Origin of the sequence: Sporosarcina jiandibaonis (genome assembly GCF_013184495.1) — a bacterium.
Taxonomy (GTDB): domain Bacteria; phylum Bacillota; class Bacilli; order Bacillales_A; family Planococcaceae; genus Sporosarcina; species Sporosarcina jiandibaonis.
Genome location: NZ_JAAOIY010000005.1, coordinates 229,151 through 252,258, shown reverse-complemented (window position 1 = coordinate 252,258; position 23,108 = coordinate 229,151). Strand labels below are relative to the sequence as shown.

21 protein-coding genes, 1 pseudogene and 1 riboswitch are annotated in these 23,108 nt (G+C 36.9%); all 22 genes and pseudogenes read right to left on the bottom strand.

The window, feature by feature from the left end; translation table 11 throughout:
• Positions 1–175: 175 nt before the first annotated feature.
• Positions 176–1,078: a GNAT family N-acetyltransferase gene (locus tag G8782_RS14025; RefSeq protein WP_216667883.1), complete on the bottom strand. Its 903-nt coding sequence runs from the start codon at positions 1,076–1,078 to the stop codon at positions 176–178.
• 137 nt (positions 1,079–1,215) lie between these two features.
• Entirely contained in the window at positions 1,216–1,596 is a 381-nt protein-coding gene (locus G8782_RS14020) for a VOC family protein (RefSeq protein WP_172372286.1), read from the bottom strand.
• A gap of 224 nt (positions 1,597–1,820) precedes the next feature.
• Positions 1,821–2,363 (bottom strand): helicase, encoded by a 543-nt coding sequence (locus tag G8782_RS14015; RefSeq protein ID WP_172372284.1) that lies wholly within the window; start codon positions 2,361–2,363, stop codon positions 1,821–1,823.
• A gap of 454 nt (positions 2,364–2,817) precedes the next feature.
• The gene (locus tag G8782_RS14010) at positions 2,818–3,018 is read right to left on the bottom strand and encodes a hypothetical protein (protein ID WP_172372283.1); all 201 of its coding nucleotides are present in this window, start codon (positions 3,016–3,018) and stop codon (positions 2,818–2,820) included.
• A 205-nt stretch (positions 3,019–3,223) separates the two neighbouring features.
• Positions 3,224–3,562: a hypothetical protein gene (locus tag G8782_RS14005; RefSeq protein ID WP_172372281.1), complete on the bottom strand. Its 339-nt coding sequence runs from the start codon at positions 3,560–3,562 to the stop codon at positions 3,224–3,226.
• 162 nt (positions 3,563–3,724) lie between these two features.
• Positions 3,725–4,189: a GNAT family N-acetyltransferase gene (locus tag G8782_RS14000; protein WP_172372279.1), complete on the bottom strand. Its 465-nt coding sequence runs from the start codon at positions 4,187–4,189 to the stop codon at positions 3,725–3,727.
• A gap of 153 nt (positions 4,190–4,342) precedes the next feature.
• On the bottom strand, positions 4,343–5,224 hold the full coding sequence (locus tag G8782_RS13995; protein ID WP_172372278.1) for a methyltransferase: 882 nt from the start codon (positions 5,222–5,224) through the stop codon (positions 4,343–4,345).
• 1,002 nt (positions 5,225–6,226) lie between these two features.
• On the bottom strand, positions 6,227–9,460 hold the full coding sequence (locus G8782_RS13990; RefSeq protein WP_172372276.1) for an ABC transporter permease: 3,234 nt from the start codon (positions 9,458–9,460) through the stop codon (positions 6,227–6,229).
• Positions 9,457–10,146, bottom strand: a complete 690-nt coding sequence (locus tag G8782_RS13985) for an ABC transporter ATP-binding protein (RefSeq protein WP_172372274.1) — start codon at positions 10,144–10,146, stop codon at positions 9,457–9,459. Before G8782_RS13985 ends, G8782_RS13990 begins: the two co-directional genes overlap by 4 nt.
• 274 nt (positions 10,147–10,420) lie before the next feature.
• On the bottom strand, positions 10,421–11,263 hold the full coding sequence (locus G8782_RS13980) for a tyrosine-type recombinase/integrase (RefSeq protein ID WP_172372273.1): 843 nt from the start codon (positions 11,261–11,263) through the stop codon (positions 10,421–10,423).
• Positions 11,264–11,457: 194 nt separating this feature from the next.
• On the bottom strand, positions 11,458–11,862 hold the full coding sequence (locus tag G8782_RS13975; protein ID WP_172372271.1) for an HIT family protein: 405 nt from the start codon (positions 11,860–11,862) through the stop codon (positions 11,458–11,460).
• Positions 11,863–12,042: 180 nt separating this feature from the next.
• Positions 12,043–12,189 (bottom strand): hypothetical protein, encoded by a 147-nt coding sequence (locus G8782_RS13970; protein WP_172372269.1) that lies wholly within the window; start codon positions 12,187–12,189, stop codon positions 12,043–12,045.
• Positions 12,190–12,420: 231 nt separating this feature from the next.
• Positions 12,421–12,846, bottom strand: a complete 426-nt coding sequence (locus G8782_RS13965) for a hypothetical protein (protein WP_172372268.1) — start codon at positions 12,844–12,846, stop codon at positions 12,421–12,423.
• 102 nt (positions 12,847–12,948) lie between these two features.
• Positions 12,949–13,131 (bottom strand): lipopolysaccharide assembly protein LapA domain-containing protein, encoded by a 183-nt coding sequence (locus G8782_RS13960; RefSeq protein WP_172372266.1) that lies wholly within the window; start codon positions 13,129–13,131, stop codon positions 12,949–12,951.
• 47 nt (positions 13,132–13,178) lie between these two features.
• On the bottom strand, positions 13,179–13,916 hold the full coding sequence (locus tag G8782_RS13955; RefSeq protein ID WP_172372264.1) for a hypothetical protein: 738 nt from the start codon (positions 13,914–13,916) through the stop codon (positions 13,179–13,181).
• A gap of 462 nt (positions 13,917–14,378) precedes the next feature.
• On the bottom strand, positions 14,379–15,299 hold the full coding sequence (locus G8782_RS13950; RefSeq protein WP_172372262.1) for an HNH endonuclease: 921 nt from the start codon (positions 15,297–15,299) through the stop codon (positions 14,379–14,381).
• Positions 15,300–15,417: 118 nt separating this feature from the next.
• The gene (locus G8782_RS13945; RefSeq protein WP_172372261.1) at positions 15,418–16,335 is read right to left on the bottom strand and encodes an exonuclease domain-containing protein; all 918 of its coding nucleotides are present in this window, start codon (positions 16,333–16,335) and stop codon (positions 15,418–15,420) included.
• 365 nt (positions 16,336–16,700) lie between these two features.
• Positions 16,701–17,156, bottom strand: a pseudogene (locus G8782_RS18720) (DUF4274 domain-containing protein).
• A 184-nt stretch (positions 17,157–17,340) separates the two neighbouring features.
• Entirely contained in the window at positions 17,341–18,546 is a 1,206-nt protein-coding gene (locus tag G8782_RS13935) for an acyl-CoA dehydrogenase family protein (RefSeq protein WP_172372259.1), read from the bottom strand.
• A 110-nt stretch (positions 18,547–18,656) separates the two neighbouring features.
• Positions 18,657–18,757, bottom strand: a riboswitch (SAM riboswitch).
• A 178-nt stretch (positions 18,758–18,935) separates the two neighbouring features.
• The gene (locus G8782_RS13930) at positions 18,936–20,945 is read right to left on the bottom strand and encodes a TRAP transporter fused permease subunit (RefSeq protein ID WP_172372258.1); all 2,010 of its coding nucleotides are present in this window, start codon (positions 20,943–20,945) and stop codon (positions 18,936–18,938) included.
• Between the two features lie 36 nt (positions 20,946–20,981).
• Positions 20,982–21,983, bottom strand: coding sequence for a TAXI family TRAP transporter solute-binding subunit (locus G8782_RS13925; protein ID WP_172372256.1), 1,002 nt, complete (start codon positions 21,981–21,983; stop codon positions 20,982–20,984).
• Positions 21,984–22,004: 21 nt separating this feature from the next.
• Positions 22,005–22,850: a carboxylating nicotinate-nucleotide diphosphorylase gene (nadC, locus tag G8782_RS13920; RefSeq protein WP_172372254.1), complete on the bottom strand. Its 846-nt coding sequence runs from the start codon at positions 22,848–22,850 to the stop codon at positions 22,005–22,007.
• Positions 22,851–23,108: the final 258 nt, after the last annotated feature.

Sequence of the window (23,108 nt, the reverse complement as noted above, 5' to 3'; positions counted from 1 at the left end):
CATTTGTTGAAACCATTCGGACTATACAACTAGCATAACATTTAAATTTGAATAGACGTATAGCTTTTCAAAATCTATCAACCGAACCTATTACTGAATAGGCACAGATTACAATCCAGAATTGCACCCGACTGCTGAAATATCTTTCAATACTAACTACACCCTGAGCGGTATCCTATTTTACGTCTTTGCTTAGCTTGTAATAGTCCATCGTAGAAGCCACTTCAAAACCACAGGATTTATAAAGGCTCAAGGCATTCTTGTTTTTCACGGCAACTTGCAGCATGATTTCATTGATTTGCTTTGCCTTTAGCAACTCTACTGATTTTATTAATATCTCCCTGCCATAACCCCTGTTTCGATATTCCGGAAGGACTCCCAACCCATAAATACCACCTATACCATCACTTACTTCCAAATGGACCTTTCCAATAACAGTGTTTTCAAATTCAGCAATATAAATATCTACCCCGCGATTTGCTTCTTCCTCCGGGAGAATTAAATCTACTTTCTCGGGGTCTCCATCAAAATAGATAGCATCTTGTCTTGCAATTTCATTTACATCACTATTGATTGTTTTCCTAAGTTTCAATTCGTGTAAATCTGAATCGTTTCTTGGATCACCTTTTAAAAACATTTCATATTCCGAGTTATCATAGTAAGCACCCGTACGCTTAATAAATTCAAGACCAGGAAGGGATTTATGATCACTCAGTAAATACATATCCCGTGAATTCCTTTTGTGCCACTCTTCTTTCACTAATGAGAATAACCTGCTGAAGACCCCCTTCCTCCTATATTCAGGATGAACCATACCATTGACTTCTAACGTTTCGCCGCCAAATTGACATATGCCTATATATCCAATAAGCGTGCCTTCATCATAAAACAAAAATTCATTGATCTTATTTAGCTTTTCACTCTTATCTAATGGCTTACTTAGTTTATAATCAAGCTCTAGCTTAAGTGTTATATTATCGTTTTTAACACAGTACTCCCTAAGGCTTTTAATCTCTTCATACTCTCGGTAATTCAATTGACTCGCTAATTTTATACGGGGATTTTTTATCTGGTCCATGATTTTGATTACCTTCTTTTCACTTAGCTTTTACTTCCCTAAGGATATCAGACTGCTTCCTTCTACGATCACGGCCCGATTGGGGGATACTTTTATTCGATTAGCGCGCCCGATTGTATGAGAATCCATCTATTCATTCAACAGTTACAAATCATAACTACATTTCCATCTGGATCTTTTATATTAAACCAGGCCGTATCGCCTACTCTCTCGATTTCTCTCACAATTTCAATGCCTTTTTCTTTTACATGGTTATGAGCATCATCAATATCTGCAGCGTACAGATTGAAAATCGGGCTTGGACTTACATGATGTTTGAAGTCCGGATCAAAGGTGTGATCGTCTAATGTTAGGGATGTTGTCCCAACTAATGGCACGTTAAAAACTGGCGAAGTTACTTTATCTAAATCAACTTGTAATCCCAATAAATCCATATACCATTTAACTGAATTTTTCAAGTTTGAAACATGCACAAATACGCCGTTCATTTGATTTTTTACTGGTTTTGCATTCTCCATTTTTAACCACCCAATTTATTGTTTTTTTGAATAAGCCCAAAGCTAAGTCCGCCTTATGGCAAGTTATTCAATAATCACGCCCGATTTTGGAAGAGCTTTATTGAACTATATCACCCGTTAGTTGAACAAAAGTGGGTAATATTCTTTCTAGCATGATTCCATTAGTTGTTATTCTTGTTAGCAACCATTTTTTTGCCTCTGATAATTTCTCACTTCTTCAAGGTCTATTTTGTTTGACAAAAGATAAAATGATCATCGTGATTCCAAACGTGCAGATGATCAGCAAGGTAACCCCGAAGCCATAATACGTCGTTAATTCTTCTAAGATAAAAGCCTTTCGGAAAATCATCATCTTCAGTTAGTATCTCCGCTGCTATTGTTATGGAGCCAGATGGAGCTTGATTTCGCTGTAAAGGATTTCCTGAAAAACCATCTGGCTGATCCAGATACTCCATTCTTAGGTGAGCTGCTAGCTCAAGCGGACATAATTCCAAACCAAGATCGCTCGCTCTTTTAAAAATCTGAGTCGTATTAGCTCCATCAGGAAAGCCAAGATCACTAATGGTTAGTTCAACTGTATGCAGGCTGTACTTTGTATCAGAAGTAGTAAATTTTTCGTCATTTAAAAGTCTCTCTCCATACTCATTCATCAAGATAGAGTAATGTTGCAATTTCTGGATAAGCTGCGATTTAGTAAGTCCACCGATTTCTACTGTTCTAGAAATAATTGGGCAATTAGGGTATATTCTCTCACTTTTAATACTCAATCGTATCCACTCCTAACAAATTGGTTATAAGCTGAAAAACGCAATTGCGAGACCAACATAAGTAACTCTAACCGAGTACACATTGAACCTTGAATGCCCCTGGTTTAAAATGATACTCTCCCGAATACCATTCGTGTACTAATTTATTGTCTTTCATAATATAACCAAAGCAGAACCTGATGCTTTCATATCTCTTCTTATTTTTTCTGTATATGTATTGAGATCTTTAAAAACATCCCTCTTAAAAGTTTTATTCACACCCTAATTCACCCTTTCATAAGATACAAGTTTCTCTTGTTATTCCACTAACCTGCCCCGTTAGTTCAATAAGAAAAATGATTTACTCTTTCTTGATGTAAAGCTATCCGTTATTGCAAGTTAATTCATTTACAGTCTCTATAAAGATAAGATTTAGAATTTCCAATTCATTTTCTGGGTTTCTCTGCTAAAATATTTATTCTGTTTCAAATTCAATATCTAAATCTGGTCTTTTAAGTTTGAATTTAATTTTTTTATGTTTTAGGATATAAAGGCCCCCTAAGACTCCTCCTATAACTAACGCCCTATCAGGGTGTTTCCTTATCGCATCCCCAAATGCTTCACCTACTTCTTTCATCTTATCAAGATTAGGAATAACTTTATTTATTTCTGACATGTCTATACCACTCCTTCTTTTTAATTTAGATATATCTAATATACCATTTAAAAGAGTTTTAATAGAAAGAATTATTATTATATATATAACCGGAATAAATAAATTGAACTAAACTGCCTCTTTAGTTGAACAAGCAAAAAGAGCTGTCTAAGCAGCTCAACTATCTTCAAGTAAAGCACCCGTTAGTTCAACAAATGGATTTTGGTTAATCTTTTTTGTCTGAATACCCTTTTCCAACGACTATTGGTTTTTTAACGTCTATAAAAACTATTAGATTCCCGTTAGATTCGCTTTCTGTATTATTAAATGTAACTAAATACACTTCACCTTTGTCGTATTCATCATCTAAAAACTTTTCTACACTGGGCGTCACATCAATCTTTTCGATGACTGAGTCCTTTGGAGAAACAGGTATTAAATTTTGCTCTCCCTTAGAAAGACTATTAAACGCTATCATTTCGAGTGATAGTTTACCTGAATTACAGCCCAATAAGACAACCATAGCGACTAATAAGATAAACGAAAATCCCAATAGTCTATTCATCTTTTTCTCCCCTTTCTCCTCATTTTAAGCGTATTCTTTTTTCAACTAACCTTCTGCTTTAGTTGAATAAGAAAATTGAGCCGTCTATACAGCTTCAGGATCTTCAAGTAAAGCACCCGTTAGCTTACGTACAATTCTTCAAACAGTAGTTGGTTTATTAAATCAAATACACTTTACTTTAAACACATCAACCTTCTCGTATTTATCATCAGAAACAGTTTCAAGATAAGTCCAACCTTTATTTCTATAATAGTCAGATGCATCTTCAGTTCTTAAATAAAGTTCATTAAATCCTAATTTCTTCACAACATCTATGGTTTTAGATATTAACTCTTTCCCTACACCTCTACCACGATACTCCGGTTTCGTAAATAAAGATGCAAGCCAAGGTTTATACATTTCCCTTATCTTTAAATCGTTTTCAAAGATTGATACGGTTCCTAAACATTCTCCGTTCTCAAGTGCAATGAGAGTTATTGGAAATTTGTTGTCCTGTGTATTTGAAAAGTGTTTAACAACATCTTCAAAGTTCATTCCACTGCCTGTTTTTACTACAAATTCCTTAAAAACCATTTCAGAAACCTCATTAATCTTATCCGGATGGTTCGATAAAAAATCAATATTCATACTAATCCCCTTTGTATTGATAAATTATTTCGTATTATTCTTCAACTAAACTACTACGTTAGTTGAAGAATAAAAAAAAGCCGTATAAGCAGCTCAACTATCTTCAAGTAAAGCACCCGTTGGTTCAAGAAGAAATAAAAGTGTTAGGGATAATTACAATTTATTAATCTCTCCAAAAGTAATTTTCATGCTGGGTGCGTATGTTAAAGAGGAATCCATGTTAAATACTTGTGAAAACAGCAGTTCAGCCTCAAATTGTTCCTGTGCTTCCTTAAATGTAATACTACGCTTTATCAAACGATCAATAAACTGATCTTTATTTACAGGTTCTCCACCTATTCCATCTTCTTTAAGAGAATAAAATAATTTTTGCTTATCTTGTTGATCCTTATCTGGATAGAGGAAATTAACTTTATCACTGACTCTGCACTCAATGTTCTTCACGCCCAATTCAGATAGATATTTAGGTAGTTTTGCTCCAATATTTCCATCATTTCCAGTTTTATTTGTACTCTCTTCGAATAATTTCTGCAGAATACCAAGTGGAACAACTTGTGATTGTTCATACCCTCCAAGTTCGTATGATGACATACCTGAAATCCAATGTGGTTCAAAACAAATTATTTTTCCATCGTTAACAATAGAATTTACCATTATTTGAAGCATTTTTTGGGGTTCGGAAATGTGTAATAAAAAAGCATGGCAAACAGCAATGTCGTACTTACCCTCTAATTCAATCTCATTTGTATCTGCTACAAAGAATTCGGATTCATACGGAAGACCATGAAAATATTCTATCGCCTTATTAATAAGTTGTTGTCCTTTATCTATCCCTGTATATTTGGAACCCTTCGGTAATAGAGGTAATAATTTGAGTCCTAGATACCCATATCCACAACCAAAATCAATAATATGTACTGGTTTAGAAATCTTCCAAACACTATTTACTAAAAACTCTAAATAATCATCGTTATAATATAAATCTCTCGTTCTTTTGAGGTATTCCAGTTGAGTATCCCAATAATACTTCTCCATTTAAGTCCCCCCTATCTTTTTATTATATTCTATACAAATCCTACAATTCCTTCTTCAACTAACCTACCCCGTTAGTTGAAGAAGAAAAAAGAGACGCATATTAAACAATTGCGCCCGATTGTTGAAGTGATTATTTCAATCGCTTCTATAATTACTGTTTCAATTCTTCCTTAACTAGAATGCTTTGGCCCGAGTAGCCGGGCTTGGACCTGACAATGAAAAAAGTCTACTCTCTCAACTAAGGATAAGAATAACAACTAAAAACAAAGGCCAACGTTCTCTTAGTGTAGCTTTTAAATAGTGGAACATGTTAACTCCCCATTCCAATAAGCATTTTAATGGCTTACTCTTTATTGATCTATACAGGCATATTGGCTCCCTAACGTCACTTTAACATAGAAGGAATCTTCTGTATATACCAATAACTGATAATTTGAATTATTAAATATACTGAAAAAAATGTCCACTCTCTCAACTTTCGGGAGAATGAACATTTATTTTATTCAAACGTTCGCCAACCAATATCAGTACGGTAGAAAAACCCGTCACATAATAAGTTCAATAAAGGTAAAGGAAAAGGGCAAGTTTAAACCAGAATGAACTATTTACTTGTTTGTAAGCTATATCTTGTTGTCCTCCAGAATTATATGAGCTGCCAACAACTTTTAAGCTACCATTCATCTCTTAACTTTTTCCAATTCGATTGGCTATCAGAATACCGAACAGGATGGGACTTATAAAGATAATCGGGATTACTTTTTTCAGTGATTACTTCTTTAGCATGGTTACCTCCCTATCCTTAAACATTTTATCCGACCAAATGACCCGATTGGGTATACATACCCAACTAGACAACGTGGCGGTGTTTTTTTTATGGTAGAGAGAGGCTGAGGCACCTTCGACTTTAGAATAATATTAGAGTCTGTGTCTTAGTACTCTAGAAAAACCGATAGCTAAATCCTCAAGGTGAATGTATCAGTCCCATCTGTAAATCATTATTATTTATTCAAATCTTACCATAATCCCCTTTCCAACCTCCCCATTTTTTAGTAGTAACCCATAACTCTCTACATTTTCAGGTATCGTAAATTCTAAAACAGCATGAATCTTCCCATCCCGATATCCATTTAACCATTGCTCATCATCCCATGCTACTGACTCTAATACTGTGACCTTAGAAGGGCTGTATGACTCTTCACCAACAAGAAGTGAAAAATGATGCTGTGGCTGCATTCCGTATGTCGCCGAATCAAGTATTTCAAAAGTAAACTCGATAGCAATATTTTTCAGCCCAGATTCAGCCGAAGGTAAACTACTCTCTATTTCTTTAGCCTCGTAGAATAGAATTCCACCCCAACCTGTATTTTTACTGGTTTCATCTGCTTTAAACTCCAATTCATATTCACCTGGGGTTCCGTAACTATTCCCTGATTTTTCATTTTCAGTGGGCTGATTTGATCTGTTAAAATCTGTTTTTTTCTCAACACTGCCTTCTGTCGGACTAAAGGTCTGCTCTACTTCCACCCCTGTAGTAGCCTTTTCAATATTAGGAGCAACCTTTACCATCGTAAATAAAAAGGTTCCCACTAATAATACAGATGTTGAAATTACGACCCTTTTTAAACATCTTTCCACATCTTTCCGATTTGATATATTTCCACCAATACCTTGATTTGGTACAATTCGAACTGCTCTTTCTGCCGGGAAGATTGTTCCGATTAGTCCAATCAGGACTGGTATCAACCCTGTCATTAAAATAAAACCAATTTCTTCTTTCGGAAAGGCATTATATAAGCCCCAAATTATCAAAAATGCAATTGTTAAACCTATTAGCGCAGCAAATATACCACTAAAAATCCCTTCTACTAAGATTAACCTACGAATACTCCATCTTTTCCACCCTATAGATTGAAGTAATGAAATTTCTTCTCTTCGTTCCGATACATTCTGCCACATAATCTCAGCAGTAGTTAAAATAGCTATAATTAAGGATACAATAATCGCAACATAATGTGCAGGCCCTATCTCCAAAGCTACGTATTCTCCGAGTAAAGAAGTGTACATAATTCCTCTTAATCTAAATGTGATGTACAGAAATACGGCTAAGAGGGCAGTTGGTAATGCAATAGATATAACAGATAGAAAGCTTCTTTTCCACTTCCCAATAAAATGATTAAAAGCCATACGATTTATTCCTTTAGCTTGGAACAACCGCTTACTGTTACTTGATATTTCTCCAGTACGCATTGCTTCATAAGGAGAAATATTTCGAGCCATTATCATCGGAATGACTGAGCCGAACAGATAAATAATTAGCCCAAATAAACCAGTCCATAAGAAACGATCAAAAGATATCGTAGCATCACTCGATACATACACAAAACCTAGCATGATCCAGGAAATGAATGCCACAAAAAGACCAATTATGCTAGATTCTAAGAATAATAAGCGATTCAACTGACTTGGACGCCAACCGATTGATAATATAACAGCAAATTCTTTTCGCCTAGCAAGTAAATTCACAATTCCTGAAGCCCAAACATAGACGATTGCTACTGCTATAACACTGGCTACAATACCAGAAAACCCTATTTTTGTTTCTTTAAAAATAGAAATAGATGATCCAATGTTCACCCAAGGCTGCTGTAACCAACCGATATCACTTTCATCATTTAAACCAGGAACATAAGTTAAAGCTAATTGTGGTGATGAGCCTAGAGTGATATCTGTAATAAGTCCTGTTCTATTCTCAATTTCTCTAGCAACTCTTTCTAATAGTGCTTGGCTTTCTTCACTTAAGTCGGCAACTCCTGCCACCTTGATTCGAATGGCTGAAATCGGTTCGTCTCCCAGTAGCTTTTCAGCAGCTTCAATGGTTGTTAGCATGCCTGGCGGATCGGTTAAAAAGCTATAAGGGTCACCTGTTGGCTTCAGCTGTTTAGGTGGATTCATTGGGTTACCCTCTGAATCCATTACAAACTCGGCAGTGGCGGGTCGATAGGTTTCCATTGGCAGTTCGCTTGTAGGATCCTTTGATATTTCTAGATTGCTTGCATCATAAAATCCAATCCAGTTTGGTTTGATACGGGGCCAATCAATAAATTCTTCTTCAATATATTTCGGTTCTCGATAAGACTCTTTGTTCCTATATATTGCACCAAAACTCTCCCCATTCTGAAATGGAGTAACCTGATATGAATACGGCCACCTATCTATATATGGACTAGCTATTTCCTGAAACTCTATTGGGCTTGGTTTATAGACCACCCCGGTTATGTTGTCTTCCTCTTCGGTCTTTAAAAGTACTTCGCCAGTCTTCCAATCGACACCAGTCATTTTACTAATAAATCCATGGAAGGTCTCTTCTCCCGTAACGGAAAATGTCTCAATGACCTCACCTTCTATTGTGTCTAAATATTCTTTACCACCATCTTCTTTTACCTTTTCCATAATTTCATTCGAATTATCTTTTGTAATATCAATATCGAGGCGTTCAAAGCTAATATTCTCTACTTTATCTACATACGATTGTTGATTAACAATGATCGGAAATTCATGATGACCTCCATTTATACTATTAAAATAATATCCATCAGAGTCTTCAAAATATCTACTTGACCCTAAAGATAGGATTGCGCCATCTAAACCAATTAGTTTTGCTTCTTGTTCCGGATCTATCCCAGCTAACAAAGATAACGAGTTAACCGTTAAATCAGGGTGAGGACTACCAACGCCATATTCAGGTCCCTTATTCATATTATCCCAGACATCACCCACAAAATAGATATGACCACTATCAGTTTTCTTACCTATTCCGTTGTCAACAGTAGTCTCCATTACCCTCCGATAAATACCATCCTCTGGTAATTCTGCATAACCAAAATTCACTTGATAATCTGCATACCCAATCATTGCAATAGGCGCAGCAATTTCTACACCTGGTATATCCTTAATAGCTTCATATTGATTAAGACTAATACCTCCACTCATACCGCTTAGATAATTAGGCTCTAATAATTTCTTGTTTTCTGTTATACTGCGAGTTCCTTCTGGACGAACAACAATATCATAAGAAGCAGACCAGCGTTGTTGTAAATTATCTACAATCGTACCCTTATTTGTTTCCGACAGCCCTACTAAATAAGTTAAACCAGCACTAACTATTAAAGCACCAATGATGAGCAAAATAAACCGATCTTTCCGTCTCCACCAATTTTGCCAAATAAAGCGAATCATGGTGTTGCACCTTCTTTATCTGAAAGAACAGCACCATCTTTCATTGAAATTATACGGTTTGCTTTGGCTGCAAGTGCTGGATCATGGGTCACAAATAAAACTCCGCAACCTACTTGTTCATTTAATTCTTTTAATAAATCATAAATCCTTTCACCTGTTTCTATGTCTAGATTTCCTGTTGGTTCTTCCGCTAGTAGCCAGCTTGGTTTGTGTACAATCGCTCGAGCAATAGCAACTCGCTGTTGTTGTCCACCAGATAACTGGGATGGAAGCGCATTCATTTTATCGACTAGTCCAACCTGTTTAAGTACTTCTTTGGCTCTTTCTAATTTATTGTATGGGACTTTTCTAGAAAACAATGGAGTAAGAACATTTTCTAATGCTGTTAAGGTAGGAAGTAGGTGAAATTGTTGAAAGATGAACCCGATTTCTTGGAAGCGAAAATCTGCTATTTTATTTTTACCTTCTTTTAATATTTCCTCATCGTCATATGTTACTGTTCCTTTACTTGGCTTATCTAAGGTTCCAATGAGACTTAATAATGTTGATTTTCCTGAACCTGATGGTCCAATGATTGCAGTTAATTCCCCTTTATTAAATGACAAATTAATATTATTCAAGGCTACAGTTTTCGTGCCATCACCTTCATATTCTTTAGTAAGGTACTTACATTCTATATGATTCATTAGAATCGTCCTCCCTTTAAGTTGTAATGGACACTTTAGATAACCTTATATTACTAAACACATTATTAAGAAAATTGTGTTTTCTATTAGTATAACAATACCATTATATTTACTGGTTGGATACATTAAAACTCTCTCAGTGGAATACTGCTAGGAGGGAATTTCATGCTGCCATCAAATTTTTTAAATTTTCTTCGCTCTCTTTTTCCTAAGCTTCTTTCATAGCGATGTTAAGTAAATCCGTAAATCGAGAAAACTTTTCTTGTTTGATATTTTAAAAATACTTGTTATAAAAGTCATATCTTAATTTTCCGCTAAGATGAGCGTAAATCCTTGTCGTTTCACTTTTTTCATGACCTAGAAGACTTTGAATCACTTCAAGTGGAGCGCCATTGTCAACAAGATGTGTAGCGAAGCTGTGACGTAATTGATGAGGATGAATTGTTTTGTTGATTCCAGCACGTTTAGAAATACGTTTAACAACGTATCTCAAAGAATCCACACTCATACGTCTAATTGGTTTACGCTCTGTGACAAATAGACAAGGTTCTTCATCGCTGCGTTCGTCTAAATACCTTTTCAACCAAATCGCACAGCGTATATTAAAATAAACCTCTCTTTCCTTGTCACCTTTCCCATGGACGATTACTGAGTTTCCCGCGAAGTTAATATCATTTCGATTTAATTTCGCAATTTCACCGATTCGACAACCTGTTGAATAAAAAAACTCAAATAAAGCATTCTCTAGCGATGTATAACAACCTTCCCGATGAAGTTCAATCTCATGTTTGGAAAGAAATTTTGGAATTCGCTTTCCTAATTTAGGCTCTTTTAATTTTGCAGCCGGATTTTTAAAGATAAAACCTTCCTCATGAGTCCATTTAAACAACGACTTAATAAAGCGTACACGGTGGCCCAAACTAGATGGTTTCAAATGTTCTCCAGCCTCTCCCAAATATTGCTTGAGATTTTCGGTTGTAATATCACCCATTATGACATCACCAAAATAACGCTCTAGAAGATTACATTGAAAGCCATACATCTTTAATGTTAAAGGTGAGTAGCCTTCAATTCTTTTGTCAAACTGATACTTTTCCCATGCTTCCGATAACAACATGTTTTTCACGCTCCCATACTATGAATCAATTAATTTGATTCCAGTATGATCGGTTTACCCAACCTTTATTCGACAATCGAAATGTATAATAAAGTACAAGCCCTTGGGATATCGAAAAAGTTCAAAAAAGGCGTCTTTGCCTATACAGGAAAAGCGCCCGATTGCGGTACTGCGATTAAAGGAGACAATAGATATTAAGAACTTCCCCTTTGATTTTCAGTACTCTTAAACATATATCTAATACCTTTGCCTGCAAGTAGTTCATCTTCATATCTTGGTAACACGTAAAAATGTGAATGGAATATATGCTGTCCTCCAACCTCACCACAATTCCAACCAAGGTTATATCCCTGTGGTTGATATTTTTCATCTAAGTACCTTTTCACGTCTTGAAGAAGTGCGTATGTGGCATTCCATTCTTCGAGTGTTAAGTCAAATGCTGTTTCTCTATGTTTCTTAGTTACAATTATTCCCGCTCCCTCAAGTTGAACACCTTTTACTTGAGCTTGATCTAACTGTAAAAACATACAGAATTCGTTACTCATAATAACATTTTGTGTTGGTTCTAACTCTGGATTGCAAAATAAACAATCTTTCATTTCCTATCTCCTCGGATATCTATTTTTAATTTTTTTTAGTTGTTACTCCACAAAATGGCCCGTTTTTTCGATACGGACACAATCACTTATTAAGCAATCGCGCCCGTTAGTTGAATAAACTCTGGTTATAATCTCATTTCCATTAAAGTAAGGCAATAAAAATTATAAAACCAAATCTGTCTACTTTAATATATATTTCTTTAATATACTTGGGTTTACGAACCTTATTGAAACTACCTCCCCACAATCCAAACAGACAGTTAGTTCTTTTTCAAACTCTGGTACTTTTACAAATGAATTTCCACCACAGTTTTTGCATTTTTGCATTTCATATCCCCCCTTGTTAAAAGTTAGTTATCTTTCATTACCTAATAAATTCCACATAAATGAGCATTAATCCTTCTTGAAGTAACCTGCCCCGTTAGTTTAAGAACAATTCTTCACAAACTTTGTTTACAATATCATTAAAATCGATATTTCCGTATTCAACTATCTGGCCCGATAATTGAATACTACTATTAAGCAATCGCGCCCGATTATGGTACAACGTACACCCTGTTATTTCTCCAAGATTGTATATTCTTTTGTTTTGTAAATTGGTACGTCATATTTATTAGCAAAATCAATCAAATCTTTATATAGACTATCTGGGCTAAAATTGGTGATTCGAAAATTGAATGCTTTTTTGTTTTTTACAACTACACATTTTCTTGCCCATCCAACACGCTTAAACTTCATATTGGAAATTTGTTCACTGCTAACCGTCCTATTGTATAGAGGTAATGAAAAAATACATATTTGAAACGTCAAAAAACTGTCCAGTATTTTAAGTTTAAAATTTACAAAAATCGTTAAAAGGATAACTATCGCCCCTGGAACCAAAACATACAACATCCAAGTGTCCTCATTCAAGGTCAACAACAATATAAATAACAGGAAAAGACCGAACAATACTACTCTCTGGGCTTTTGCATTATAGGTCATATTTATCCCTCCAATCTTCTAAAAGAAAATGACCCAATTACTGAAATAAGTGCAATCCTTCTTCAAGAATCGCACCCCTTTATTGAATATAATACTTAAAAATTACATCTTTTCATTTTCGAGTTCATTAATTCTTTGTTTAAGATTTTTCATCTCTTCTTTTAAATCGTCTATTGAGGCTGCTGTAGTTCTGTTAGTCGACATTCTGACAATTGATAGTAAAGCTATAATAAATACAATAAAAACACCTGCCAAAAAGAATAACATTACTTCAAAATCTCCCATATCACAACTCCCTTTCTTACACAATTTGGCCCGTTTGTTGAAAGATATCAAAATGAACTTCCCAAAATATATTCCCGAGCAAGCTGCAGCATCTTCTCTTGCATTTCTTCATCAATCTTTTCCCTGTCTATTAAATAACCGACGTGATAAATATATCCATTGTAATAAGCGTAAAATTCATTTGCAGCAGTAGCAACGACTGTAACCTTTTTCAAATCTTCATCATAATCGTAAAATCTATACAGCAACGCACTATCAGTTGTAAGGACTTGCTGGTAGATCGACAAGTTTTCCCTTAGGCGTTCTTTCTTTAATTTGTTACCCACAGAATCTACTTTAGTCGAGATATCTTGATTTTCCAGTGGGTTTCGATCGCTTTCCGTTATTGAAATGATAAAAAACTCGTCTATGTTACCGTACTCGTCTCTCTCAAAATAACTAACTTGGCCTTGTCTTATCTCTTTCCCTTCTTTGCTTTTGGAAGTGACGAAATAGAATTCCTCTTCATCCACCTTAAAAGGCAACCTATTTTGATCAATTGTATTGACAACTTTTTTCATTTCATCAGGCAAGGAAAACGACTGCACTTCATTCAACGAAAGCGGTTTGTAGTATTGTATATTTTCCCTTTCATCCAGCCCATCATACTCGTGAAAGTACTCACTATATGTAAAACTATTACCTTTAACCTTTTCCAAATTCGTTTCGTTACCAGAACAACCGAACAGGATGGAACTAATAAAAATTATCGGGAGTACTTTTTTCATTATTTTCTTCTTTAGCATGGCCGCCTCCCATATTATCCGACAAAATGATCCGATTATTAAAAAAATTAACGTCAGAATAAATCAAACTATTAAAACAAGTATAACATTAATAATTGAATTTACTTGTAACTTTTACCTTTTATCCTCTAGAAAATGGAAAGTGTTTATCACCTGCCATTTACCGGTAATTAGAAAAGGTACCTGTGCGTGGTTGAATTATGACAATTCACGACTTTGGATAATATCGACAAAGTGTTGTATTGTCAGCATTCCTCTTTTTAAATTATACAATTGCATTGTATTATCTGAATAGTGTCTTGCACAGGTACCTGAAATTTGTGTCTTGCACAGGTACCTAAAATTTAGCCAGACCCCTAAAGCAGCTGCAATGGGCAAAATTAAAGTAGGTATAAGAAAAACGATCCGCTAAATCATTTAGGGGATCGCGGATCGTTTTATTTTATAGTAATCTGTGTAGATTTACTCTTTAAACATATGCTTCTTATGCCACTTCAGATATGGCTTGTTCTTCTCAGTTCTTTTCACGCTCATCTTTATTTGAAGTCCATACTTATCGTAATCCACTTCAGGGATTCTAGATGAAATATGGATTTTACCTGTTCCGTCAAATGCAATAAGGCCGTTACTGTAAAGCGCATCATGGTTACGACAAAGAAGAATACCGTTGTTTGGATCGATGCGTTCATTGTTCGTACAGTCTTTCCATGGTTTTGCGTAGCTTGCTTGAAGCAGTTCTGGCAGCTCGATGTCGCAAAGCGCGCATTTACCGTGCCAGAGTGGCAATAGTTCATTTCTGAACCTCTGATGCCCTAGTCGTAATTTAGTTTTCGTTTCTGATTCAGTTTCAGCGAGAAGCGGGATGAGGAAATCATGTTCCGTCTTCTGCACGGTGCCCATCACGAATTCCAATTGTTCTTCATCGATTTCATAAATGTTCAAGCCCGCAATCAACTCTACCAGTTTAATGGTCAGTTCTTCGTTGCATGGATATAGATAGCCCTGATTACCATTGGCATTCTCTTGAAATGCGGAATATTTTATAGGCAACAGCGGAAGGATTTCATCAAAATAATCTTCAATCGTTAATGGCAGATCGAGTTCATAATAGTCGACCTCAACTAAGTACCCCTTAGCATTTTCGATGACTGGAAGTGGAATTTCGGAGGGCTTATATGCTTCTCTGTATCCTGATTTTGCTACACTAATTGCCACAATATCTCCTCTTACATAATGAAAGATGCGATCGCCTTCCGCTACTTCTTTCATGCGTTCCCAGAAATGGTGGACATTGCCCACACTATCTCGTTGCAATGACCAGAGGACACCTAATTCTTTCTCATCATGGTAGGTACGTCCTTGCATAACGATGTAACTTTCCATGGTTCTTCACTCCTCTACAAACTGCTGCGCTTCTTCTCTCAATTATATAGGATCTGGATGCACTTATACGAATACAAGCCAATAATCACTTGATAGTTTCTTGCACAGACACGCAACACTACGTCACCATTTTCAAAAAGTCATTTTCACCTAAAACTTTAATCGGATATCCTTTGTTAATCAATTCCTCAACTTTTTGCATTTTTACACTTGCAAACACTTCTGTGAAACTTGTTAAATCATAATCGCCGATAACCAAGTAGCCTGTATTGCGAGTCACATTACTTTTGCAAACCCCACCACAATTCAAAACAATTTGTGAGGCTTCACCTCTGGTCATAGACTGCAATTTCCCCGTAAATACGACAGAAGCATTGAAAAATGGATGGGATTTATCTACTTTACGCGTTGGAACTTTCATAGACTTTTTTCTTTTTCTTGCTCCGGCAGGCGAATACTTGTCCGTGCGATGAAGACCTAATTGCAAATTGTGCATATCCGATAATTCAACGAGCGAGTCAGTTCCACTAGTTTCCAGCGCTGCTAATGTCACCAACGCAGCTGCCCTGGCATCTTCTAGCGCATCGTGATGCTTAAAACTGATTCCTAAGTGATCTGCCACCGTAGAAAGTTTGTGATTGAAAAGAGTAGGCCAAACCTTTTTAGAAAATACATAAGAACAACCATAAGTAAATTCCGCGTATGGTTCATTAATAATATCCAATGCATAACGCATCGCACTCATATCAAAACTAGCATTATGTGCAATCAACACCTTATTCTCAATCATCCTCTTAAACTCCGGCCAATACTCTTTAAAAGTCGGTGCACCTTGGACCATGTCTTCGGTAATTCCGTGAATTACCGTGTTGAAGTAAGTAAATTCATCTTCCGGATCTATATATGTATGAATCTCTTCTTTAATCAAACCATTCTCAACGATAACAATACCGATTGAACAAATGCTGGCCCTCGAACTATTGGCCGTTTCAAAATCAATGGCTAGAAAGTTCATTAAAATTACTCCTTTATTCATTACTTTCTTCTCTAAAAGTTAATAGAGTTATAAATTTATAAGACTTGGAATTCCACTCATTATACTACATAGTTCATCTTGAAAAACCCCGAAGTGATTTTACAGAGAATTATGGCGTTACCTGTGCATGGTGTAATTATGACAATTCATGATTTTGAATAAGTATTCAAGGGAATATCGATGAAGCATTGTTATGTCGATATTCCCCTTTTCATTTTATGCAATCGAAGTGTATAGTCTGAATAGTTTCATGCACAGGTACCTAAAATCTTGCTCGGTCTAGTCCAGGGAGTAATATAGCTTTAAATCTAAACCACTAAAAAAAATCTTGAAAGGCATAGCCAATCAAGACATTATTAGTATCACTATATTTTAGGAATATCCACTATATCGCCCGGGGATTTATTCATAAGAATATCTGGAATGTTCGGGTTGCTTTTTTTCAACTTGAATTTTTGAATTTTTGTTAATTCAGGATTGAATGAAATACTTTGCGATTTAAACTCTGTATTTTTAAGTCTATTATAAAGATAAAATAAAAAATCCTTTCATTCTTCTAATGTGGAAGCTAAAACTTCCTCAGGATTTTCTAACATTCTATACCCATCTGCATAATGAAACATTAATAATCCAGTTCCTAAATCACAATTCTCATTTTCAAGAAGTGCTTTTGGTATATCAAAACCGTTGTCCCAATTATAATTTGCTGCAAAAAAATGGAGTACTAGTGGGTCCTCTATATTACTTAACTCGATGATTACATCTTCTTTTTCTACATTATAAAGCAACTCTTCAAGAATACTAATATCTTTCTTATCCATGACAACTAACCTCCATAATAGTACTTTTATAAAATTAACTTTCCAATTGTTTCAACTTTCTTTCCCACAGTTCTATTGTTGCACCTTGGTTAGGATACAATGGTAATCCTTTCTCCTGTAGTATCCTAAGATTTCTTTGTAAATCATATACTTGCTTTTGTAATTCTTCCCAAGCGACTGAATCCTAGTTATGAATAAGTTCTTCTTTTTTAGCATGTCGGTATTGATCGATAGCAACATTGGCAACTTGATTGATAACCATATCATTATGCGGTGGATTATATAGTCCGCACTGGACATCCCTGAAATACCTTTCCAACGGTAAATCCTTGTTAAGGGCATTTCCTCCTGCGATGTTCATCGCCAATTCCACGACCTTCACCGCCGTATTGCAAACCGTATACTTAGCGATTGATACTTCCTGTACGAGCTGCGTTCTAAGGTTTACATCGCTATCCCACTTCTCTGCAAGTGAGTAGAGCAAAGATCTTGCAACGCTTAAATGGATTTCGATTTCACCGATTTTTTGCTTCACATGGGGCGCTTCGGATATGACGTTCCCGAGACTAGGAGAAAATTTATTTTCCGCGTAATCGATGATAAAATCTCTTGCAGCCGAAGCAATTCCTAGATAAATGGCAGGAATCTGTAATGAATATGCACTACTGTTTGCAGTAAACCGATTGGAAGTCGGTCCGTCCGTATAGGCGAGCAACGCATCCTCCGCAACGAAGGCATTGTTCAACTCAACATCATGACTCCCCGTACTTCTCATGCCTAGCGCGTTCCAAGTTTCGATAATTGTTACCGCTTCATTTTTCTCGATTAAAAACTCCGCGATCCGGTCCTCATCTTCTACATAGGCAAGCACTGTAAAATGCTTAACAATCGGGGCTAGTGTTGCAAATGCTTTTCTTCCTGAAATGACATATCCGCCTCTTACCATTCTCGCAACTGTAGCTAATTTTCCGCCCCTCATAACATTTCCTGCCTCCCGTTCAGAAGCGAAAACGTTTAAGACAGAACCGTGCTCAACCACATCCCTGCACAAACGTTCAAATCGTTCTTCCTTCCAAGGCCGTGAAAAGCGCAAATTGAAAAACGTCATCAAATGCCATCCGACTGCCAAAGCGGTTGAGCCGGACCCTTGCGCCAACCTTTCTTGTACCAATAAAATCTCATAGAGTGAAAGTTCATCTCCGCCATATTCTTTCGGAAGGACCAGCTTCAAATATCCCTCTCTTTCCAACAAATCGAAATGTTCAAATGGAAATTCACCTGTTTCATCATACTTTGCAGCTGTTCGTTTTATAATGTCCGAAAGCCCATTGGCATAAGCTACAAGTTCGGCATCTCGTTCATTGCGAATCGCATTGTTCGTCTGACTCATTATAATAACCCTCCTCTATTCCTTTCACTACAAACCTTTTAGATTTTAATGCAAATTAAAAACCCCTTCTGCATACATAAGAAGAGGTTGAAATTATTATTTCTTTGCTCTTCTTATCTTCCAAGCTTTCGCTTGCTGGAATTGGCACAGTGCTAAATAGTCTGTTGCCGAGGTATCATTGGGCCAGTCCCTCCACCTCTCTGGATAAGAAAAATTAAATATTCAATTTGGGATTAATAATTATCACTCTATCGTATTAAAAATAATTGTCAACCAATTCCGGGAATTGATATTAGTTGGAAACTAAAAGCTGAATCTGCACTTGCATATGGCGTGAACGCATTAAATGCATACGATGAAATTGATGAAGAGGAATTATATAAAGTATCTTATTTTAATAGCTTAAAAGAATTTTCAGCACTCAATGGAGATGCATTCAAAGCGTTAGTCCCTTTCAATCGCCCTTTTTCCAACGGTTTTCTATCATCATTCTTTATAATCTTAATCTCCCTCTTACGCTGAATAAACAATATTGAAATAATCAGCACCACACCGATGCCATCAGATAATAATCCCGGGTAAATTGTTAGAAGTCCGCCAGCAACGAGTGCGAACCGTTCTGCAATTGTAGCCTTTGTGATCAACCAGCCAATCACACCTGCTGCTAGAATAATCACACCAATCAACGCGGTTAAGATTGATACAATGATTTCCCCTGGTGTCCCAAGCATAAGCAGTGAAGGTTCAAAAACAAACATGAACGGTACAATAAATCCAACTAAACCAAGACGAACAGCCTCCAGTCCTACTCGGTTAGGGTTACTACCAGAAATCCCGGCTGCGGCAAAGGCTGCCACTGCAACAGGCGGAGTAATTGCTGAAAAGATAGAAAAATACACGATGAACAAATGAGCAGACATCGTCGAAACACCTAATTCAATCAATGCCGGCGCCGCTAGCATTGCAGTCAATATATATGCTGCCGCAACAGGCATGCCCATTCCTAAAATGATGCAAATGAGCATGACAAGGATTAAAGTAGGAAATAACATACCTTCCGTTAATCCAAGAACAATACTCGTTAATTTCCCACCGAGACCCGTAGACATAATTCCCGCTATGACTAATCCTGCAGCAGCACATGCCGTTGATACTGGGATAGCCGATTTAACGCCATTGACCATTGCCGAAGCAATATCCCTTAGCCCCATTCGTGTCTTTTTATGAAACCAGCTAACGATGACTATGGAAATTATGCCGTAAAATCCAGTTCTAGAGGCACTATACCCTTGCATTAGGAAAAAGACCAAAACAATTAAGGGGATAAAATAATACCATCCTTCCTTTAAAACAGTAGAGAGCTTTGGAATGTTTTCCTTAGCGGCTCGCGGTAAATCCAGTCGTAGTGCTTCGAAATGAACCATCATTAACAAGGATGCATAGTAAAGAATTCCTGGAATGATTGCAGCAATTACGATGGACCCATACGGTATTTGTGTGACAGCAGCCATAAGAAAAGCAGATGAACCCATAATCGGTGGTAATATGCTTCCACCTGTAGAGGCGGCTGCCTCCACGGCTGCTGCAAAAGAAGGTTTATAACCGGTCTTCTTACTTACAGGTATTGTGAAGGATCCGGTTGTCACAACATTTGCTGTCGGACTTCCAGATATGGAACCGAAAAATGCACTAGCGAGTACAGCGACTTTAGCGGCTCCACCCTTAGTTCTCCCTGCAACCGCCGTAGACAACTCGAAAAAGAACTCCCCAGCTCCGGCCTTATTTAAGAACGCCCCAAACAACATGAACATAAATACGAATGACGCTGCAACCGAAATGGGCGATCCCCACAGGCCATTAAAGCTAAATGCCAATTCATCTAATACTTCTACAGGTGAAAACGGCCGATGCCATAAGAGGCCATCTAAACTGTGGCCCCATAAGGCGTAACCAATGCCAATGAAGACGATCATAATAATAGGATAACCGATTGTTCTTCGAGCCGCTTCAATACTAAGAAGCACAAACACCAATCCAAAAAATATATCAAAGTTCGTTAACGGTTCCATAATTGGAATTCTTACCGCAAAACGTTCCGCATGAATCGTGAAATAGATGCCAGCTCCAAAAGCCAGTATTGCAGAAATATAATCTATAATCGTCGGTCGAGTTGAACCAGTATGTTTGGAGTAGCTGTATATTAAAAACGTAAGACTTAAAATAAACGCCAAATGAACAGCCATCTGATTCATAGGATTTAATTTTCCCCAAACAACAGACCAAATTTGAAACATAGCTAATGTAAATGCAAGAAAAGAAAATAACGTTAAATGAAGATTAGATAATTCACGCTTTTCCCCTTCTGTAAACCATCCGATAAATCTATTTTTAAAGTTCACCAGACAAACCTCTTCCTTAAAAGATTCAGGCCTTTCTTAATCAATCATGCCCGCTTCCTTAAAAAACCTCTCTGCGCCAGAATGAAGTGGCACCTGCCCGACATCCATCATATTGTCAGCTGTTAAATTTTTAAATTCCTCGTGTACAGTCGCTAGATAGTTAAAATTTTCATAAATCGATTTCGTTATTTGATAAACTTCTTCTTCGGGTACATCCTTATGTACAATTAAAATCGCTGGCGTAAACAATGTATCGATATCCTCTTGTAAAAAATCATAGTTGCCCGCTTTAATTGTCCCAATTTCCATTCCAAGGTTGTCCGATACTGCTTGCATCACTTCTTTATTGAATGAAAGCATCTTTAGGTCGATCATTGTAGATGCTTCAATCATACCGCTGGAAGGGACAGACACCGCATCTCCAGTAGCATCAATTCGCTTATCAGCCATCAGTTCATATGTCTTTGAATCACTTAGATGGTCAACAGATCCACCCCAGGAAATAATATCCTCATAAGTTACTTTATATTCTTTTAAAATATTTCTCGTTATAATTTCACCAGCTGAACCTTTTTGATCCACGGCCAACCGAATGGGAATTTTATGATTAATGATGTCGGAAAATGTATCATAAGTCGTATCGGCCCTAGCAATAAATTGATAGTAATTCCCAGGGATGACGACACTAATTGCGCGAATATCTTTATATGGCTTGTCATAGGGTTCCGCGCCTGAATAGGCCGCATAAGCAGTCATCGCATACGATATACCAAATGAAACAGCATTTGTTCCTACAGTAGGCGGGTTTTCTACAATTCCCCCGGGCTCAACAGTAACGACTGCTCCCTTGTTTTCTCTGCGGATAGACTCGGCTACTCCCTCTGTAAATACAGACCATGCACCGCCCGTACGTCCACCAATGATAGTTGTTTGTAATGTATCAGAAGTAGCTTCCTTCTCTGATTCCTCATTACTGCATGCGACGATAGACAGGACGCTGAATAGGATTGTAAATAAAATGAAGTTTCGTTTCATCATGTACTTCCTCTTTCAATGAGATTATTTTTTATTTCCTTCCTTGACCTGTAAACTAATATCGAGTGCTTTTACCGAATGCGTTAAAAAGCCCAATGATATGTAATTGACACTAGTTCCGTGATAAGTCGCCAAGTTTTCCAATGTAATTCCACCCGATGCCTCTGTGATGATGGATTCTGGCACATATTGTACAAACTCCTTCACTTCTTCAGGTGTGCGATTATCAAACATAATCACGTCCGCGCCTGCTTCGACTGCTTCAAGTACTTCTTTTTTCGTTTCCGTTTCCACTTCAATTTTTACCATATGTCCAATCTTTTCGCGAACGCGCTGTACTGCTTTCGTAATGGAACCCGCAAAAGCAATATGGTTGTCTTTAATCATGACGCCATCATACAATCCTTGCCTGTGATTCTTCCCGCCACCACTGACGACAGAATATTTATCAAACATGCGTAGTCCTGGAATTGTCTTTCTAGTATCACAAATTTGTATGGCAGGATCGTTTAGTGTTTCCACACATTCGTTAGTAACTGTCGCAATGCCACTCATCCGTTGCATGAGATTTAATATAACCCTTTCACCCGTTAGCAAATGTGCAATAGGACCAGTCACTTCCGCAATTTTATCCCCGGCAGTCACCATATCGCCGTCCTTAAAGTATTCGGTCACCTTAATAGAAAGGTCTAGTAAATGATAAGCCTCTTTAATGACGCCTAGACCTGCGATAATTCCATCTTCCTTGGCAATGAACACACCATTCCCTATCTCCGTCGGCGGGAAAATCGTTTGACTCGTAATATCCTGATCGCCAATATCCTCTAATAAAAAAGATTGTAATTCTGTTCGTAATTTTAATAGATTCATACCCCTGCTCCCTCTTTTTTACACTTTCGTTGTGCAAAGGTTCACATGTGATTTGATAGATTCCCGAATGAAAATCTTGAAAAATCTAGTTCATCCACCCTGGTGTCTTGACACCTATATTTACATAAAGTTGCTGAAATAGCAAGTAAACTTTTTAATAGATGTGATTACAGCCAATGAAATGTATCCACCCTTGACATGTTTATCTACTGCACCCTGCTTGAAGGAGGGGCCTGATCCCTATGCTCACAACCTCAC

Coding starts and splice junctions, on each gene's coding strand:
- G8782_RS14025 (WP_216667883.1), bottom strand. CDS start 1,078: ATGGACCAGATAAAAAATCCCCGTATAAAATTAGCGAGTCAATTGAAT.
- G8782_RS13950 (WP_172372262.1), bottom strand. CDS start 15,299: ATGGAAAGTTACATCGTTATGCAAGGACGTACCTACCATGATGAGAAA.
- G8782_RS13945 (WP_172372261.1), bottom strand. CDS start 16,335: ATGAATAAAGGAGTAATTTTAATGAACTTTCTAGCCATTGATTTTGAA.
- G8782_RS13985 (WP_172372274.1), bottom strand. CDS start 10,146: ATGAATCATATAGAATGTAAGTACCTTACTAAAGAATATGAAGGTGAT.
- G8782_RS14000 (WP_172372279.1), bottom strand. CDS start 4,189: ATGAATATTGATTTTTTATCGAACCATCCGGATAAGATTAATGAGGTT.
- G8782_RS13935 (WP_172372259.1), bottom strand. CDS start 18,546: ATGAGTCAGACGAACAATGCGATTCGCAATGAACGAGATGCCGAACTT.
- G8782_RS14010 (WP_172372283.1), bottom strand. CDS start 3,018: ATGTCAGAAATAAATAAAGTTATTCCTAATCTTGATAAGATGAAAGAA.
- G8782_RS13980 (WP_172372273.1), bottom strand. CDS start 11,263: ATGTTGTTATCGGAAGCATGGGAAAAGTATCAGTTTGACAAAAGAATT.
- nadC (WP_172372254.1), bottom strand. CDS start 22,850: ATGAATCTATTAAAATTACGAACAGAATTACAATCTTTTTTATTAGAG.
- G8782_RS13995 (WP_172372278.1), bottom strand. CDS start 5,224: ATGGAGAAGTATTATTGGGATACTCAACTGGAATACCTCAAAAGAACG.
- G8782_RS14020 (WP_172372286.1), bottom strand. CDS start 1,596: ATGGAGAATGCAAAACCAGTAAAAAATCAAATGAACGGCGTATTTGTG.
- G8782_RS13975 (WP_172372271.1), bottom strand. CDS start 11,862: ATGAAAGATTGTTTATTTTGCAATCCAGAGTTAGAACCAACACAAAAT.
- G8782_RS13970 (WP_172372269.1), bottom strand. CDS start 12,189: ATGCAAAAATGCAAAAACTGTGGTGGAAATTCATTTGTAAAAGTACCA.
- G8782_RS13965 (WP_172372268.1), bottom strand. CDS start 12,846: ATGACCTATAATGCAAAAGCCCAGAGAGTAGTATTGTTCGGTCTTTTC.
- G8782_RS13925 (WP_172372256.1), bottom strand. CDS start 21,983: ATGATGAAACGAAACTTCATTTTATTTACAATCCTATTCAGCGTCCTG.
- G8782_RS13960 (WP_172372266.1), bottom strand. CDS start 13,131: ATGGGAGATTTTGAAGTAATGTTATTCTTTTTGGCAGGTGTTTTTATT.
- G8782_RS14005 (WP_172372281.1), bottom strand. CDS start 3,562: ATGAATAGACTATTGGGATTTTCGTTTATCTTATTAGTCGCTATGGTT.
- G8782_RS13955 (WP_172372264.1), bottom strand. CDS start 13,916: ATGCTAAAGAAGAAAATAATGAAAAAAGTACTCCCGATAATTTTTATT.
- G8782_RS13990 (WP_172372276.1), bottom strand. CDS start 9,460: ATGATTCGCTTTATTTGGCAAAATTGGTGGAGACGGAAAGATCGGTTT.